This is a genomic window from Paenibacillus woosongensis, assembly GCF_030122845.1.
GTDB lineage: Bacteria > Bacillota > Bacilli > Paenibacillales > Paenibacillaceae > Fontibacillus > Fontibacillus woosongensis_A.
Genome location: NZ_CP126084.1, coordinates 4,439,257 through 4,454,047, shown reverse-complemented (window position 1 = coordinate 4,454,047; position 14,791 = coordinate 4,439,257). Strand labels below are relative to the sequence as shown.

At 49.9% G+C, this 14,791-nt stretch carries 18 protein-coding genes; 13 read left to right on the top strand and 5 right to left on the bottom strand.

The window, feature by feature from the left end; all coding sequences use genetic code 11:
• Positions 1–48: 48 nt before the first annotated feature.
• Complete coding sequence (locus tag QNH46_RS20575; protein WP_283925816.1) at positions 49–372, bottom strand: hypothetical protein; 324 nt, start codon at positions 370–372, stop codon at positions 49–51.
• Between the two features lie 128 nt (positions 373–500).
• Here QNH46_RS20575 and QNH46_RS20570 point away from each other — a divergent pair, with 128 nt between their 5' ends.
• Positions 501–1,085, top strand: coding sequence for a hypothetical protein (locus QNH46_RS20570; RefSeq protein WP_283925815.1), 585 nt, complete (start codon positions 501–503; stop codon positions 1,083–1,085).
• An 83-nt stretch (positions 1,086–1,168) separates the two neighbouring features.
• Here the strand turns inward: QNH46_RS20570 and QNH46_RS20565 are convergent, their stop codons facing one another.
• Positions 1,169–1,333: a DUF1328 domain-containing protein gene (locus tag QNH46_RS20565; protein ID WP_283925814.1), complete on the bottom strand. Its 165-nt coding sequence runs from the start codon at positions 1,331–1,333 to the stop codon at positions 1,169–1,171.
• Positions 1,334–1,595: 262 nt separating this feature from the next.
• On the opposite strand from QNH46_RS20565, the gene QNH46_RS20560 reads away from it, so the two are divergent.
• The 12 genes from QNH46_RS20560 (at position 1,596) to QNH46_RS20505 (ending at position 13,467) form a co-directional block, all read left to right on the top strand.
• Positions 1,596–2,102, top strand: a complete 507-nt coding sequence (locus tag QNH46_RS20560; protein ID WP_213593839.1) for a DUF948 domain-containing protein — start codon at positions 1,596–1,598, stop codon at positions 2,100–2,102.
• A 48-nt stretch (positions 2,103–2,150) separates the two neighbouring features.
• The gene (locus tag QNH46_RS20555; RefSeq protein WP_283925813.1) at positions 2,151–2,678 is read left to right on the top strand and encodes a hypothetical protein; all 528 of its coding nucleotides are present in this window, start codon (positions 2,151–2,153) and stop codon (positions 2,676–2,678) included.
• A gap of 116 nt (positions 2,679–2,794) precedes the next feature.
• Positions 2,795–3,139, top strand: a complete 345-nt coding sequence (locus QNH46_RS20550; protein ID WP_283925812.1) for a YflT domain-containing protein — start codon at positions 2,795–2,797, stop codon at positions 3,137–3,139.
• Between the two features lie 141 nt (positions 3,140–3,280).
• Complete coding sequence (locus QNH46_RS20545; RefSeq protein WP_283925811.1) at positions 3,281–4,453, top strand: PP2C family protein-serine/threonine phosphatase; 1,173 nt, start codon at positions 3,281–3,283, stop codon at positions 4,451–4,453.
• Positions 4,450–8,118: a response regulator gene (locus QNH46_RS20540; protein WP_283925810.1), complete on the top strand. Its 3,669-nt coding sequence runs from the start codon at positions 4,450–4,452 to the stop codon at positions 8,116–8,118. The genes QNH46_RS20545 and QNH46_RS20540 overlap by 4 nt, the downstream gene beginning before the upstream one ends.
• 80 nt (positions 8,119–8,198) lie before the next feature.
• Positions 8,199–9,071: a CheR family methyltransferase gene (locus QNH46_RS20535; RefSeq protein WP_283925809.1), complete on the top strand. Its 873-nt coding sequence runs from the start codon at positions 8,199–8,201 to the stop codon at positions 9,069–9,071.
• Positions 9,072–9,100: 29 nt separating this feature from the next.
• Positions 9,101–10,795, top strand: coding sequence for a response regulator (locus tag QNH46_RS20530; protein WP_283925808.1), 1,695 nt, complete (start codon positions 9,101–9,103; stop codon positions 10,793–10,795).
• A 54-nt stretch (positions 10,796–10,849) separates the two neighbouring features.
• Positions 10,850–11,188 (top strand): STAS domain-containing protein, encoded by a 339-nt coding sequence (locus QNH46_RS20525; RefSeq protein WP_283925807.1) that lies wholly within the window; start codon positions 10,850–10,852, stop codon positions 11,186–11,188.
• A gap of 18 nt (positions 11,189–11,206) precedes the next feature.
• Complete coding sequence (gene rsbW, locus QNH46_RS20520) at positions 11,207–11,659, top strand: anti-sigma B factor RsbW (protein ID WP_283925806.1); 453 nt, start codon at positions 11,207–11,209, stop codon at positions 11,657–11,659.
• Complete coding sequence (locus QNH46_RS20515; RefSeq protein ID WP_283925805.1) at positions 11,656–12,429, top strand: sigma-70 family RNA polymerase sigma factor; 774 nt, start codon at positions 11,656–11,658, stop codon at positions 12,427–12,429. The genes rsbW and QNH46_RS20515 overlap by 4 nt, the downstream gene beginning before the upstream one ends.
• Before the next feature lie 213 nt (positions 12,430–12,642).
• Positions 12,643–13,302: a magnesium transporter CorA family protein gene (locus QNH46_RS20510; protein ID WP_283925804.1), complete on the top strand. Its 660-nt coding sequence runs from the start codon at positions 12,643–12,645 to the stop codon at positions 13,300–13,302.
• 3 nt (positions 13,303–13,305) lie between these two features.
• A complete protein-coding gene (locus QNH46_RS20505) occupies positions 13,306–13,467 on the top strand; it encodes a hypothetical protein (protein WP_283925803.1) in 162 nt (53 codons plus the stop codon).
• Positions 13,468–13,559: 92 nt separating this feature from the next.
• Here QNH46_RS20505 and QNH46_RS20500 read toward each other — a convergent pair whose 3' ends face one another.
• From QNH46_RS20500 to QNH46_RS20490, 3 genes are all read right to left on the bottom strand, one after another.
• A complete protein-coding gene (locus tag QNH46_RS20500; protein ID WP_283925802.1) occupies positions 13,560–13,784 on the bottom strand; it encodes a hypothetical protein in 225 nt (74 codons plus the stop codon).
• A gap of 53 nt (positions 13,785–13,837) precedes the next feature.
• Positions 13,838–14,158 carry a DUF5665 domain-containing protein gene (locus QNH46_RS20495; RefSeq protein WP_283925801.1) on the bottom strand — a complete coding sequence of 107 codons (321 nt, stop codon included), beginning with the start codon at positions 14,156–14,158 and terminating at the stop codon, positions 13,838–13,840.
• 97 nt (positions 14,159–14,255) lie between these two features.
• Positions 14,256–14,624: a YtxH domain-containing protein gene (locus QNH46_RS20490; RefSeq protein WP_283925800.1), complete on the bottom strand. Its 369-nt coding sequence runs from the start codon at positions 14,622–14,624 to the stop codon at positions 14,256–14,258.
• Positions 14,625–14,791: the final 167 nt, after the last annotated feature.

Here is a 14,791-nt window from a genome sequence, read left to right as displayed (position 1 = left end):
GGCTCTGCGGAGCGATTCGTGCATGAAGGCATAATCCTATGGTATATATTAGCTATAGTCCGGCACATAGTTTGGAACGTAAATCCAGGCCTTGCCGAGCCAGGTGTATATTTCCACCCAATCGTCGATGATTTGGCCAGTCGGATGTACCGATTGCGGGGCAAGGGCGCTTAGCATATCGCCGTTCGGAGCGCTATAGAAGCTAGTAATGCTTAACAATTCAATCGGGTTCGGAGCGATCACCGTGTATTCAGCCTGAATGATAGGTTCGTCAAGAACCGGCACGACAGGATCGGCTTCAGCTGCTGAGGCTCCGGTAGCCAGGGCGGCAGAAATCATGACGGAAGCGGTAATGGCTGCAAATTTTTTCAATTGAAACTCCTCCTTGAACATATTTGGTTGTATTCTTTGTCGTACTTATGTAATAAACAATCAAGCAACTTCAGAATCATGATAAATGATAGATTTTAATAAATGGGTTGTTAAAGGAGCGATTTGGCGTGAACAAAAGACGGTCATGGGGGCGGCTGCTGCTCTTGCTTCTGCTGGTATTCGCTTTGCTTGCGGCTGCTGCAGTCTGGTATATCCGCCCGGAGCGCAGCCTCGATTTAAATTACTCGGAAATACGCTGGAAGGACAAGCTGGAAAGGATGATCGAAACCCGCAGGCCGGAAGTGGAGCTGACGGAGAAGGAAGTGAATGATCTGGCCAAGCAAAATTTGATCCGCGCCCTGCAGAGCCGTGGCGAACTCCCCGTTAAGATTACAGGCACGGAGTTCGAGCTTGGCGGCAATCGGCTTACGGTCTATTTGAACGGTGCATGGGGGGCATTGGAGTTCGGGGGCGAAGCCCGGTATGTTATGGAATATTCGCGCGACCGGTTAGTTTTGACCCCGGAAGAAGTCAGAATCAGAAGTCTGTCACTTCCACCGCAAATCTTCGGGCTGGGGAAGGTGGAAGTGGATCCCGGCCCCTTTGTACCTGAACCGGTTGTCATACGGGACATAGTCTTCCACGATCAGCAAATAACGGTTAAGCTTACACTGGATTGGCTTGAAATCGCACGGTACTTGTCTTCCTACTAATGCAACAAAAAGGCGGCTGCTTCGTTATGAAGCGCCGCCTTTTTCAGCAGGGATTTGCCGAACGGATGATAGTCCTTATCTATTTAAAGTGAATGGCTGCGTCCGGTGAAGAGAGAAATCACGAACAAGATGAGGAAAATGAAGAAAAGCACTTTAGCGATCGAAGCAGCTGCTGCTACAATGTTAAAAAATCCGAAAATTCCTGCAATAATCGCTATCATCAGAAAAATAACTGACCATTTCAACATGATAATCACCTTTCCTTCATAGTAAAATAGTGTAGTATGAGGCTTAAAGCGACAAAGGCTGGATGTGTAAAATGTCCTATGCGAAGTGATTCCAAAATTGCTGTTCCGTCGCTTGTAGTTGTCATTAACCGGGTGAAATCTGGATGAAACAGAGGGCCCTTATGCAGAAAGCTCCCTAAAGACAGACGTTGTTTCGTCCAGAAAGGCCAAGGGTAACTAAGGAATATCGACGGAAGTCAGGACAGGAAAGAGAGGGAATGGTATGATTTGGCAGATTAGTGTTGCAATCATTGCCGCAGCATTTGCGGTACTAGTCGTTTTTCTAGTAAAAACTTTGCAGGCTGCGGAGAAGTCTCTGGATAAAACGACCCAGACGCTGCAGGAAATCCAGAAGACGGTGGATGAACTCAGCTATGAAGTCAAGCAGGTCGTTAGGCAGGCGAATAGCATTACAGAGGATGTCGAGCATAAGATGAAGCAGCTCGATCCCGTGCTGGAATCCGTGAAGAATGTAGGAGATGTATTAAACGAGGTGACCCTTGCGGCTAAGCAGGTATCCTCTTCGCTAATCGGCAGGGTGAAGAAAACCGCGCATAAAGCGAAAAGTACGGCTGGACCGGAGCAGGGCGCAAGTGAAGAGCATCCGATCGACCGTTCTATGCATACTTATGGCTCGGCCTACGATGGTCCGGCCAATTCCAAGCCGGATCCCGGTTGGATGAAATGGGTGGATATCGCCTCTGGCGTTTGGCAAAAATACCGCTCGTGAACATAGGATAGGAACGGATCGGCAAGTTTCCAAGAAGAGGTGAGAATGATGCTGAACATGATGTTATTGCTGCTCGGGCTCTTAACAGCATTTCCAGACCATACTCCAGCAACCGTGGACAGCATTCCGCGGCTTCCTGTGAAACTTGCCCAGGCGCAGCAATCCAATCTCAAGCCGATTACGGAATTTGAGTCGATGGGTGAGGTGAGCCTTTTCGACGACCGCGACAGCGTCATCCGAAAGAAAGGCAAGCCGCTGTCGATCAACAAGGATGTTTATTCGGGCTATACTGAATATCAGTACAAGGACATTACTGTCGGATTAAGTGAGGATTTTGTATATTATGTCCATGTGGACGTGGACGCAAGTGCGGAGGGCTGCCCCGGAAAAATCCAATTGAACGGACAATGGCTCCCGCTGCAGAAGCAGGAGATTGCGCAGGCTCTCGGGGAGCCTGACTTGAAGGCGGAAGACGGAGATGTGTATATCCGTGATTTGGCGGCGGTAAAAATATATCGCCATCCTGCGACAAAAGCTATCGTAGGCGTCGACATGTTCGATACGATCGCATTTTAATCATGTTGAAATAAAAATATGAAATATACGGTTTCAAACGATGCGGAAAAGGGTAATAACAGCCCGTGGCGACAGAGAAGGATAGGATTCATTATAGACAAAGGAGAGTGCTGACAATGAGTATGACGGACAAGAAGTCTTATGCCAAGGTGGTTCAGAACGGAGTTCAGGCGGTAGAAGCCGTAAATGAGCTGCGCTCGGCCGGATACGCGAAGGACGATATCTTTGTGCTCGCCCATGAGCAGGACCGTACGGAACGAATTGCAGACACATCCGATGCGAATGAAATCGGCATTAAGGAGGAAGGCATCTTCGATGCCATCGCCAACCTCTTCCGTTCGCGCGGCGACGAACTCCGCGCCAAGATCGTATCCTTGGGATTCACGAAATCAGAGGCTGCCTTTTACGAGAAGGAGCTGGATTTGGGGAAAGTACTAGTTATAGCAAGATATACGGCTTAATGAAGAGGAACTCTCGCCCTGAAGCTATAGGATCAAAACATGGATAAGGAATGGGGAACCGCTCTCCCCCATTCCTTATCTATGTTTTTTTACGCAGAACGAGGAGTTTAGGGCCTATTTTTCGTTGTGAGGAGAATTCAGGTGAAAATATTAATCGTGGATGACAATCCGACTAACATAATTATCATTCGAGAAATATTAAAAAAGGAAAATTATAGAAAAACGGTTGCGGCTTCTTCCGCGGCGGAGATGTTCCAACGGCTGGGAATTGAAGAACCAGGAGGCGAGCTGATGCCTGGGTCTTCTTCTGATATTGATTTGATATTGCTGGATATGATGATGCCGGAAATGGACGGTATTACGGCCTGCCGCATCATTCAGAAATATGAGAGGCTAAAGGATATTCCCATCATTATGGTTACCGCAGTCGGCGACTCCAAGAAGCTGGCTGAAGCTCTTGACGCCGGGGCGGTCGATTATGTGACGAAGCCGATCAATAAAGTAGAGCTCATGGCGAGAATCCGCCTGGCGCTCAGGCTAAAGCAGGAGAAGGATTGGCATAAGGAAAGAGACCAGCGAATTCAGGAGGAATTGAAGCTAGCCGCGCTGGTGCAGCATGCCGTTCTAAGCTCCGCCATCGACGATCTGCAGTTCGCAATCGATGCCATGTACAAGCCGTCCTTTGAGCTGGCCGGGGATTTGTATTCCTGGTATCCGCTCGGTGAAGGGCGGTACGGTGTAATACTTCTGGATATGATGGGTCATGGAATATCTTCATCTTTGTTCTGCATGTTCATCGCTTCGGTGCTCAAAGATACGGTCAGCACCTACGTTGAACCTGAGAAGGTCGTGCAGGAGCTGAATCGGCGCTTTAATCAGCTTCATATCGAAAATCAGCTTGTGCAATATTATTTTACGGCCATTTACCTTGTCGTCGATACGAAGCATAAGAAGATCGATTACGTCAACGCCGGACATCCTCCAGCGCTGTTCTTCCAGAAGGGGAGAGAGGTGGTCAGGCTGGAAACGGTATGTCCGCCTGTAGGATTGTTCGACAAGATGGAGACCGAGACTCATACGATTGCGTATGAAGGAGAAGGCCATATCGTCCTGTATACCGATGGTTTAATGGAAGTGGTGGAAGGGACGCAGGAAGAGCAGATCGGATACCTGGAACGGACCTTGGACGGGAGCCGCAGGCTGGACAAGGATTTGATGCAGCGGTTATTTTTTGACGAGGGACACCTGCAGGAGCGGGAAGATGATAAGTGCCTGGTTTGGATCACGCTTAAAGAAGGAGAGGTTAGCGAATGAAAATCAGGAGCAAGTTAATTATCGGCTTCAGCTCACTTCTGATCATCATGCTGGTATTGACTTTTGCCAGCTACGAACGGCTGCATTTTATGAATACCCAGCTGGATCACGTGTATCAGGACGGCTATATGAAAGTAAAGGCTTCTACGGGAATGCGCGGCGATGTGAACGATATGGCCCGGATCCTTACGAATATGGTTCAGGTGAAAAACCAGGATTATTTTGTGCAAGAGAGCGGCAAGCTCGAGAAAAGAGCAGAGTCAGCGCAGCAGAATATGCAGCTGCTCCGTAACAGCCTGACGAACGGGGATGAGCGTCAGCTCATCAAGAAGATTGATGAGGCAAGCCTGGACTTTACAAACTATCAAGCGCGCATTATAGCGCTTCTGAGCAATGAGCAATATGATCGTGCGAACGAATACCGGATTTCCTCCGGACAGGATATCCAGGATCGTTTGCTGGATACGCTGAATGATCTTAAGGATTACCTTGATATTCAGATTGAGGCCGAAATCAAGGAGGCAAATGATGCGTATAAGAGCTCGATCCAGATTACGGTCGCGACGATGACGTTCGGCCTGCTCTTGGGGCTTGGTATCGTGCTGTGGGTGCTGCCAAGCATTACCAAGGGGCTTAGCGTCGTTAATGCCATGATCAAGCACTTCGGCAAGGAGCAGTTCGAAGAGATCCGAAACATATCGTTCCAATCTAGAGACGAGATAGGCAGCGTAGCTCGTGTCTTCCAGGAGCTGAGCGAGGATCTGCGGGAGAAGCAGGAGCTTGAGAGGAGGTTCGTGCAGCAGCAGAAGGATTTGAACTGGATTAACTCGAACCTGGCGCGAATAACCGAACTGCTGCATGGCATCAATTCGCTGGAACAGATATCGCAGATGTTCATCAATGAGTTTACCCCGGTTCTTGGCGGAACAGTCGGCGCCATTTATATCCGGAAGGAGAGCGAAAACCCGGACGAGCTATATCTGGCGGGAAGCTATGCCAAGGAAGGCGAATTGAACTCTCCGGCCATGTTTAAGGTTGGCGAGGGACTTATCGGCCAGGTTGCCCTTGATCATAAGCCGATATCCCTTAGCGAAACGCCGGCCGATTACTTGTCCGTCCGCTCGGCATTGGGTGAAGCGAAGCCTGCCCATGTGCTTATTTATCCAATCCTGTTTGAAGACGAGCTGCTGGGCGTCGTCGAATTGGCCTGCCTGGATCAATTTACATCACTTGAGGAGCAATTGCTTGGAGAACTGACGGTGAATTTGGGCGTCGTATTAAATAACGTCAACCGCAGGCTTCGTGTCGAAGAGTTGCTGCGCGAATCGCAGGCTCTGACGGAGGAATTGCAGGTGCAGTCGGAAGAGCTGCAGACGCAGCAGGAAGAGCTTCGCCGCTCCAATGAAAGCATGGAGAAGCAGACAGCGGCGTTGAAGCGCTCTGAGGAACTGCTGCAGCGGCAGCAGGAGGAGCTGGAGCACTACAATACGGAGCTGATCGCCAAGACCCGCGCCCTCGAGGAGCAGGTTCAGGAAGTTAAGGAGAAGAACGAGGAGATCGAGAAAACGAAGGAAGAACTGGAGCGCCATGCCTCCCAGCTTGCTGTCACGAGCAAATACAAGTCGGAGTTTCTGGCGAATATGTCGCATGAGCTGCGTACTCCCCTGAACAGCCTGCTTATTTTGTCACAGCTGCTGTCGGAGAATAAGGACAATAATTTGACGCCAAAGCAGGTTGAATATGCCCAGACGATTCATATGTCTGGAACGGATCTGCTGAAGATGATCGATGAGATCCTCGATTTATCGAAGGTGGATGCCGGCAAAATGGAAGTAAATCAGGAGTCGGTCAGCATGGAGGAGCTGGAGCGGTTCGTCGAGCATAATTTCCGTCCCGTTGCAGAAAGCAAAGGCATCCAGCTGCGGCTGGAAGTAAGCCCCGAAGTGCCGGAACGAATTATGACCGACGGCCACCGCGTAAAACAGATTTTGCGAAACCTGCTCTCGAATGCATTTAAATTTACAAATGAGGGCGAGGTTGCATTCCTGGTCAATATGGCCTCCCCGGAACAATTGCCTAGCTACCTCGAGGACAACCGCGAGTACTTGGCGTTGACGGTCAGGGATACCGGAATCGGTGTGCCGGAGGATAAGACAGACTTGATCTTTGAGGCCTTCCAGCAGGTGGACGGGACGACGAGCCGCAAATACGGCGGAACCGGCCTCGGTCTCTCGATTAGCCGGGGTTTGTCCGCGCTGCTTGGCGGCGGAATCGGCCTTGTTACCAAGGAAGGGGAAGGCAGCAGCTTCACGCTGTATTTGCCGAAGGAACCGGGATCCAAGCTGTTTGGGGCATCGAAAGAGGCGGCTGCAGCTGCCGTCATTGGATCTCCGGGGCTGAGTCAGGTGGCCTTCGCGCTGCCTGCGCCGGCAGAGGAGCAAGCTGCTGCGCCCCATCCGATTGAGGATGACCGGGAACTGATCGCAAGCGAGGACAAAGTACTGCTTATTATCGAGGATGACGTCGTATTTGCCAAAATCCTGCTGGAAATGTCACGGAATCACGGATTCAAAGGACTCGTTGCCGTTCAAGGCGACGAGGGACTGCGCCTCGTTCATAAATATTTGCCGGATGCGATCATTCTGGATATTCAGCTGCCTGTCATGGATGGCTGGTCGATTCTGAACGAGCTGAAGAGCGATGCCAAGACAAGGCATATTCCGGTACATGTCATTTCTGTCGTCGATGACGTGAAGCAGGGTTTAATGATGGGAGCGATCGCCTACTTGCGCAAACCATCCTCAAGAGAGCATCTCGAACGAGCCTTCACTTATATTGAGTCCTATACGGAGAAAAGCTTGAAGCATCTGCTGATCGTGGAGGATGATGAAATTCAGCAGAAATCGATTATTGAATTGATCGGCCATGACGATGTAGCCATAACGGCTGTGTCTACTGGAGCAGAGGCTCTCGAAGAACTGCGGACGAAGCATTACGACTGCATGGTGCTCGATCTGATGCTGACGGATATGACCGGCTTTGAATTGCTGGATCAAATCCGGGACGACGAGAAGCTGAACGACCTGCCGATCATTATTTATACCGGCAAGGATTTGGATAAGAAGGAAGAGACAAGGCTCCGCAAGTATGCCGAGTCGATCATTATCAAGGACGTTAAATCGCCGGAGCGGCTGCTCGACGAGACGACACTGTTCCTGCACCGCGTGGAAGCGAACCTGCCGGAGGACAAACGGAAAATACTTCAGAAGCTGCACAACAAGGAGGAGCTGTTCGAGGGTAAGAAGATTCTGCTCGTAGACGATGACGTCCGGAACGTATTTGCGTTATCCAGCGTGCTTGAAGGCTATCGGATGAACGTGGTTTATGCCGAGAATGGCCGGGAGGCGCTCGAAATATTGGAGGAGCAAAACGATTTCGATCTTATTCTGATGGATATGATGATGCCTGAAATGGACGGCTATGAAGCGATGCGCCGCATTCGGGAGAAGCCGGAGTTCGCGAAGCTTCCAATCATTGCCTTGACCGCCAAGGCGATGAAGGAGGATCGCTCGAAATGCATCGAGGCCGGAGCGTCCGATTATGTGAAGAAGCCGATCCAAACGGATCAATTACTCTCATTAATGCGCGTATGGTTGTATTCGTAAGCAGAATAACGGGGTAATAATATTTTAGAAGGCTGTCCAGGCAGCAAGCTGTATTTCATTGAGAAAGCGGAGTTGAATTCATGTCATCCAGTGATTCTATAGACTTTGAAGATGATATTCCTTATGACCCTAACCAGATCGAGCGTGAGAATATCGAGATTGAGCTGCTGCTGGAGGGAGTCCATCGTCTTTACGGTTATGATTTTCGAAATTATGCCGCTCCCTCTCTGCGCAGAAGGATTTGGCATCATGTGCATTCCGAGCAGCTGCAGACGATTTCCGGATTACAGGAGAAAATATTCCATGACCGGGAGTGTTTTGAGCGTTTTGTGAACAACCTGTCGATTCCGGTGACGGAAATGTTTCGCGACCCGAATCTGTTTCGGGTATTTAGGGAGAAGGTTATCCCCCTGCTGCGAACTTATCCTTATATTCGCATTTGGCATGCGGGCTGCTCCACGGGAGAAGAAGTGTACTCCATGGCTATATTGCTTCATGAGGAAGGTCTCTACGATAAAGCCCGCATTTATGCTACCGATATGAACGACAGATCGCTGCAAATGGCCAAAGAGGGGATCGTCGGGATCCAGAAAATGAAGCAGTATACGAAAAATTATTTGGAGGCGGGCGGGACGCGCTCGTTCTCCGAATACTATACGGCGAAATATAACTCGGTTATTTTTCAGCCGTTTCTGCGCAAGAACATTATTTTTGCTGAACATAACCTCGCGACAGACCGCTCCTTCAATGAGTTTAATGTGGTATTTTGTCGTAACGTGATGATCTATTTTGACGAAACGCTGCGAAACCGCGTTCATTCCCTAATTCACGAAAGCTTAAGCCACTTTGGCGTACTGGTGCTGGGTGCTAAGGAATCGATTCATTTTACGGACTTCACGGACTGCTACGAGGCGTTGGATCGTGCAGAGAAAATATATCGAAAGGTCAAGTGAGCTTTCGACAGAATTGGCAGGAGGATTTCATGGGGGTTGAAGAACCGATTCACATTTTGTTGGTAGACGACCGTCCTGAGAATTTAATGGCCCTGGAAGCCGTGCTGGGCAGCGAACAATATAAGCTCGTACTGGCCACATCGGGCCAAGAGGCGCTCAAATATTTGCTCAAGGATAATTTTGCCGTGATCGTGCTTGACGTGCAGATGCCGGGAATGGATGGCATTGAGACAGCCAGGCTGATCAAGGCCCGGGATAAGACGAAGGATATACCGATTATATTCATTTCGGCGAACAGCAAGGATGCAGAGCATTTATTCGAGGGCTATTCGGCGGGTGCGATCGATTATATGGTCAAACCGTTTATTCCGCAAATTTTAAAATCGAAAATCGATGGCTTCGTGGATATGTACATCACGAACCAGCGCCATAAGACACAGAGCATGCTGCTGCAGCAGAAGACGCAGGAACTGGAACGGATCAACGATGAATTGGTGAAGGCCAAGGAGGCAGCGGAGATTGCCGCGAAGGCCAAGACGGAATTTTTAGCGATGATGAGCCATGAGATCCGTACCCCGATGAACGGTGTCATCGGCATGATCGATTTGCTGCTGGAAACGGAGCTGCAGGATGAACAGAAGGGATATGCCGAAATCATCCGCAACAGCGCGAATACCTTAGTGACGATCATTAATGATATACTCGACTTTACGAAAATGGAATCTGGAAAAATGGAGCTGGAGGAGAGCCCGTTTGAGCTTCGAGCCGGCATCCAGGAAGTGTTTAACCTGTTTTCGGTCGATGCCAGCCGCAAGGGCTTGGAACTCGTGTACTTTATGGATGATGGCATTCCCCAGGTCCTTTATGGGGATATGGGGCGATTACGTCAGGTGCTGATTAATTTGATAGCCAATTCCATTAAGTTCACCGACCAGGGCGGGATTTATTTGGTCGTATCTTCAAGCCGGGACAAAGACGATCCGGATAAGCTCATTCTGGAATTCACGGTGAAGGATACCGGTATCGGCATTGCTCCCGACAAGGTCGACAAGCTCTTCAAGCCGTTTTCGCAATTGGATTCGTCCATGACGAGAAAATACGGGGGAACCGGCCTCGGCCTCGCCATATGCCAGACGCTGGTACAGTTGATGGGGGGCGAAATCCGGGTGGAGCCCCAGGAGGAGAAAGGGGCTGCCTTTACCTTTTCGGTCCAGGTGCGCAAATGTGTAGACGAGGATGAAGAGCCGAATTATTGCGTCTGTCCTCCAGTGGAAGGCAGGCTCCTGCAGCCAGAGCGGATGCTTGTTGTCGATGACCATCCGATCAATCAGCGCCTCATGGTCAGTATGCTGAACAAGCTGGGTTATGAAGCCAGCGTAGCTGAAGACGGGGCCGAGGCTGTCCGTATGGCTCTGGAAGGGGACGGGTATTCAATGATTTTCATGGATTTGCAGATGCCCGTCATGGACGGGCTCGAAGCTACAGAACGGATTCGTGAAGGCCAGTGCCCGGACAGGCAGCCGCCCGTCATCATTGCCATGACGGCGAATGTGATGGAGGGCGTAAGGAGCAAGTGCCTGAAGGCGGGGATGAACGATTACATCAGCAAGCCGGTGAAGCTCAGCTCTGTGAGGAAGATGATCGCCAAGTACAGCAGCGGAGCTATTCAGGGATCGATGAAGCAGCTGCAGGAGACGTACCGGGAAAGCGTGGTTGATTCATAACTCGTCCTTTCGGGTTATGAATAGAGAAAACATTTTTTCAGGAGAGAGTGGTCTATGAATACAAATAAGAATGATAAGTTTTCAGCTACATCGCAACTGGAGAATGGCACCTGCACGGTGTACTTACGAGGAGAGCTGGATTTGTCTGTAGCTCCTGATTTCCGTCAAGTGATGGAGCCGCTCGTCGGAGATGGGGAACTGCATCTGATCATCAACATGAAAGACTTGAAATATATCGATAGTACGGGTATCGGAATTCTGTTGTCTATCCTGAAAGCACGACATGGCATGAAGGCGGAGTTCCTGGTAGTGGAAGTACCTGATCAAATCCAGAAACTCTTCGACATGACTGGGATTGCCAAGTTTTTTACCGCACAAGAGAATTCCCAATAGGAAAGGATCGAAGTAAGAATGAAAGACGAAGTTCAGAGAGTAGTTATCAGTTTGCCGGCGACTGCGGATTATGTGGATATCGTCAGATTGAATCTTTATGGCGTAGCCTCTAAGATCGGATTTTCCTATGAAGAGATCGAGGATATGAAGGTTGCAGTCTCGGAAGCCTGCAATAATTCCGTATTGTATGCGTACAAGCAAGAGCCAGGAATAATGGAAGTGACCTTTGAAGTGCACAAGGATGCTTTATCGATTACGGTTAAAGACGAAGGGGAAAGCTTTGATTCTTGGGGAATTGCTGCAAATCGGGCATCGTTACACGACAAGGAATTGAGTGAGGCTCAAATTGGCGGGCTGGGCTTTTATCTCATGGAGGCGCTTATGGATGACGTAAGCGTGGAAAGTGCGGCCGGCCAAGGGACCAAGGTTGTTCTTACGCGTCGGCTCGTAAAGAGCGAGGAGAAGGTATGAGCGATAAAATGACTCCCCCCGAGTCTTTGAATGAATCAACCAGCCTGATCTGGAAATATCAGCAAACGAAAGACAACGAGATTGTGACGGTTCTCATTCAGAAATACGAGCCGATGGTTAAGATGGCAGCAGGCAAAATCGCCCGCAACCGCCCTGACCTGTATGAGGATTTATATCAGGTCGGACAGATGGCGCTGATTCGGCTGCTGCAGCAGTATGACATCGAACTGGGCATCCCGTTTGAGCCTTATGCCATGAAAAGCATGATCGGGCACATGAAGAACTTTCTGCGGGACAAGTCCTGGTACATCCAGGTACCGCGCCGTATCAAGGAGAAGGGCGCCCTTGTCCAGCAGGCAATCGATGAGCTGACAGTGAAATTGGAACGTTCCCCCGACGTGAAAGAAATCGCCGAATATTTGGATCTTTCGGTGGAGGAAACGGTCGAAGTACTCGCTGGGCGGGAATGCTACCACTATGTATCGCTGGATTCTCCTTTATCCCAGGACGAAAGCGCGGCTACGCTCGGTGAACTAATCAGCTCGGAAGCCAATGATTATGACACCGTAGAGAAGCGGATGGATTTGCAGCAGGCGCTTAGCCAGCTGAAGGAGCAGGAGCAGCAGGTATTGCTGCTGGCCTTCCAGGAGGGGCAATCCCAGCGTGCCATCGCCCAACAGTTGGGGGTTTCGCAAATGAGTGTTTCCCGGATCCAGAAAAGAGCGACAGAGAAATTGAAGCAAATTATGTCAAACTCTAATCTATATTAGTGGTTTGCATGGGATAGGACATAAAGGCACGCTTTCTTCCGAAAGGAACGGCGTGTCTTTTCGATGAGAGGGGGACGAAGCTTGAACCACGAGAAGCGGGGGCAGCGCCTTATTACAAGCGGGCAGGGATGGAAGTGGCATGACCTTGAAATTATTCAGGAGCTTCGTCAGTAAATACCTGATACAGAGGAATGGCTGGATATTATACCTTCCGTGGACACGAATTATTTATCGGTGCGGTTTCCTGACGGAAAGAATGCGATCATGTTCGGCTCGCTCGTCTATTCCGTGGAAGAGGAAATGCAGGAAATCAAGGACTGCGTGCATAGCCATTTTTTTGTGAACAAGGATTGCTTCATTACCCTTAATCTGGACGCCCATACCCGGGAAAGAATGCAAATGCGGGAGAAAATGCTGATGCTGCACGCCTGCAGGCTGCCGGTCGAGGGCATGTTCGTATTGATTCGCACGATTCTCCACTATATTCATATCGGCATGGACCGGTTTGAGCAAAATCTCCGCAAGGTCGAAGAGATGATGCAGAAGCATAACAAGAAGCATTTAATGGACCAGATACTGAATTCCCGTTTTGAGCTGCTATATTGGTCTAACCTGTTTATTCCCTTTCAGGAAATCGTGACGGCAGCCCGGGAGGCATATTCGGCAGGAGAACTGGAAGACAGCGTATATTTCAAACACCTGGTGTTCCGGACGGAGCGTATGCACGTGCTCTTCAAGCATTACGAGAAGGAGATTGATACGCTGATTTCCATCGATGAGGCCGTTTCCGCTTTTCGCGGGAATGATATTATGAAGACGCTGACCATTATGACGGCGATCTTTACACCAGCAACGGTGATTGGGGCCATTTGAGGCATGAATTTCGACTTTTTGCCTTGGGTCAAGACGGGCATCACCGGGTTTTTAATCATTAGTGCGATAACCATTTTCAGTACCCTCGCCTTTTATTTATGGATGAACATGAAGGGGGGGACAGGGGATCTGCTGCAGGTGGACAAAGAGGATTCACATCTGTAAATAAAACAAAACGGTGAAAGAACCTGGCGCGGAGGCGTCAGGTTCTTGTGTTTGTCCGGGCTCTGGTTACCGTCCTGAGCGGCTTGCCCAGGCTATTGTTCCGGATCGGGGCTAAGTCCCCGCGCTTCATCCTCGCTGTTGGTCGACATTTCATCCATATCCTCGCCAAGCTGCTTCAAGTCCTCCATATCGTTGACCATGGAGCCGTTCTCGGCTTCGCGGATGCTCTTATGCTCCGGATACTCGCCTTCGCGCGCTTCCCTGATTTGCTTATTCACATATTTCTCTTGCTCCTGCTCCGGACTGAATCGGGCCATCATCATCATCTCCTCTTTCGTAATAGGGCTTCACGCCTTATTACAGTGTGCCGTTACGGCTTGGATTTAATGTAATCCTGCAGCTCTTTGATGTAATCGCCTACCATAGGGATATCTACGAACAGACTCAGCACCCAGCCCAGCAGACCAAGCACGACAAAGGTGCCGACGCTCAGGCCGAGGCCGCGCGACAGGCCGGCCATGAAATTAGTAAGTATACGCTTTTTGGGGCTTGTATAGTTCTCGAGAATATCTTTGAACTCCGCTCTTTCCAGCAGATCGGCAATATAGTCCAGCCTGCCATTCAAGCGTTTGACTTCGTGCCTCAGTTCAAAGGGATGCTCCTGAGGATCGAATGGTTGAGTGCGCGCCATGACGTTCCCTCCTCGAATGTGGCATGAATTAGTGCTTCATAGGATGAAAAAATAAGTAGCCAGCTCTAAGAGCTGGCTACTTCAGAGGACAGCCCCGTCATGATTGCTTGGCTTCATTCATCACATCATCGGAGGCGCGTTTGACATCCTCGGCTACATCGGCGGATGCTTCTTTGGCGCTGTTAAAAATTGTTCCCGCACTTTCGCTGACCGTTTTGGCGAGATCCGTCGTTTTCTCGGTCACATTCTTCGCGAGGTCAGTCGCTTTCTCGCCTACGACGGCGGCGACCTCCTTCGATTTATCCGTAGCTGCGCTCAGCTTCTCGGTCAAATCGCTGCGAAGCTCGCGTCCCGGCTTGGGCGCGTATAGAAGAGCGGCGGCCGCTCCGAGCAGTGCGCCGATGACAAGGCCTTTAGTAAACGTAGAACCGCTTTGAACCTGGCAGTCCATTTCTTCTTTATTCATGTCTCATCGCTCCTTATATGTCCGTTTGTCGTCATTGACAGAAGTTGTTCAGCTTACTTCCTATATAAACGTCAGAAGAAGGAGTGAAACAAGAAATCTCCCTGCTGGGCCGCTCAAATTGCCCGATATGGCACCAGCGAAGCCGCTGTACTATACTGGAATGGCAC

Bases quoted from the DNA above. Each gene is read 5' to 3' on its own strand.
- QNH46_RS20565 (WP_283925814.1), bottom strand. From the start codon at position 1,333: ATGTTGAAATGGTCAGTTATTTTTCTGATGATAGCGATTATTGCAGGA.
- QNH46_RS20560 (WP_213593839.1), top strand. From the start codon at position 1,596: ATGATTTGGCAGATTAGTGTTGCAATCATTGCCGCAGCATTTGCGGTA.
- QNH46_RS20555 (WP_283925813.1), top strand. From the start codon at position 2,151: ATGCTGAACATGATGTTATTGCTGCTCGGGCTCTTAACAGCATTTCCA.
- QNH46_RS20550 (WP_283925812.1), top strand. From the start codon at position 2,795: ATGAGTATGACGGACAAGAAGTCTTATGCCAAGGTGGTTCAGAACGGA.
- QNH46_RS20540 (WP_283925810.1), top strand. From the start codon at position 4,450: ATGAAAATCAGGAGCAAGTTAATTATCGGCTTCAGCTCACTTCTGATC.
- QNH46_RS20535 (WP_283925809.1), top strand. From the start codon at position 8,199: ATGTCATCCAGTGATTCTATAGACTTTGAAGATGATATTCCTTATGAC.
- QNH46_RS20530 (WP_283925808.1), top strand. From the start codon at position 9,101: ATGGGGGTTGAAGAACCGATTCACATTTTGTTGGTAGACGACCGTCCT.
- QNH46_RS20525 (WP_283925807.1), top strand. From the start codon at position 10,850: ATGAATACAAATAAGAATGATAAGTTTTCAGCTACATCGCAACTGGAG.
- rsbW (WP_283925806.1), top strand. From the start codon at position 11,207: ATGAAAGACGAAGTTCAGAGAGTAGTTATCAGTTTGCCGGCGACTGCG.
- QNH46_RS20515 (WP_283925805.1), top strand. From the start codon at position 11,656: ATGAGCGATAAAATGACTCCCCCCGAGTCTTTGAATGAATCAACCAGC.
- QNH46_RS20505 (WP_283925803.1), top strand. From the start codon at position 13,306: ATGAATTTCGACTTTTTGCCTTGGGTCAAGACGGGCATCACCGGGTTT.
- QNH46_RS20500 (WP_283925802.1), bottom strand. From the start codon at position 13,784: ATGGCCCGATTCAGTCCGGAGCAGGAGCAAGAGAAATATGTGAATAAG.
- QNH46_RS20495 (WP_283925801.1), bottom strand. From the start codon at position 14,158: ATGGCGCGCACTCAACCATTCGATCCTCAGGAGCATCCCTTTGAACTG.
- QNH46_RS20490 (WP_283925800.1), bottom strand. From the start codon at position 14,624: ATGAATAAAGAAGAAATGGACTGCCAGGTTCAAAGCGGTTCTACGTTT.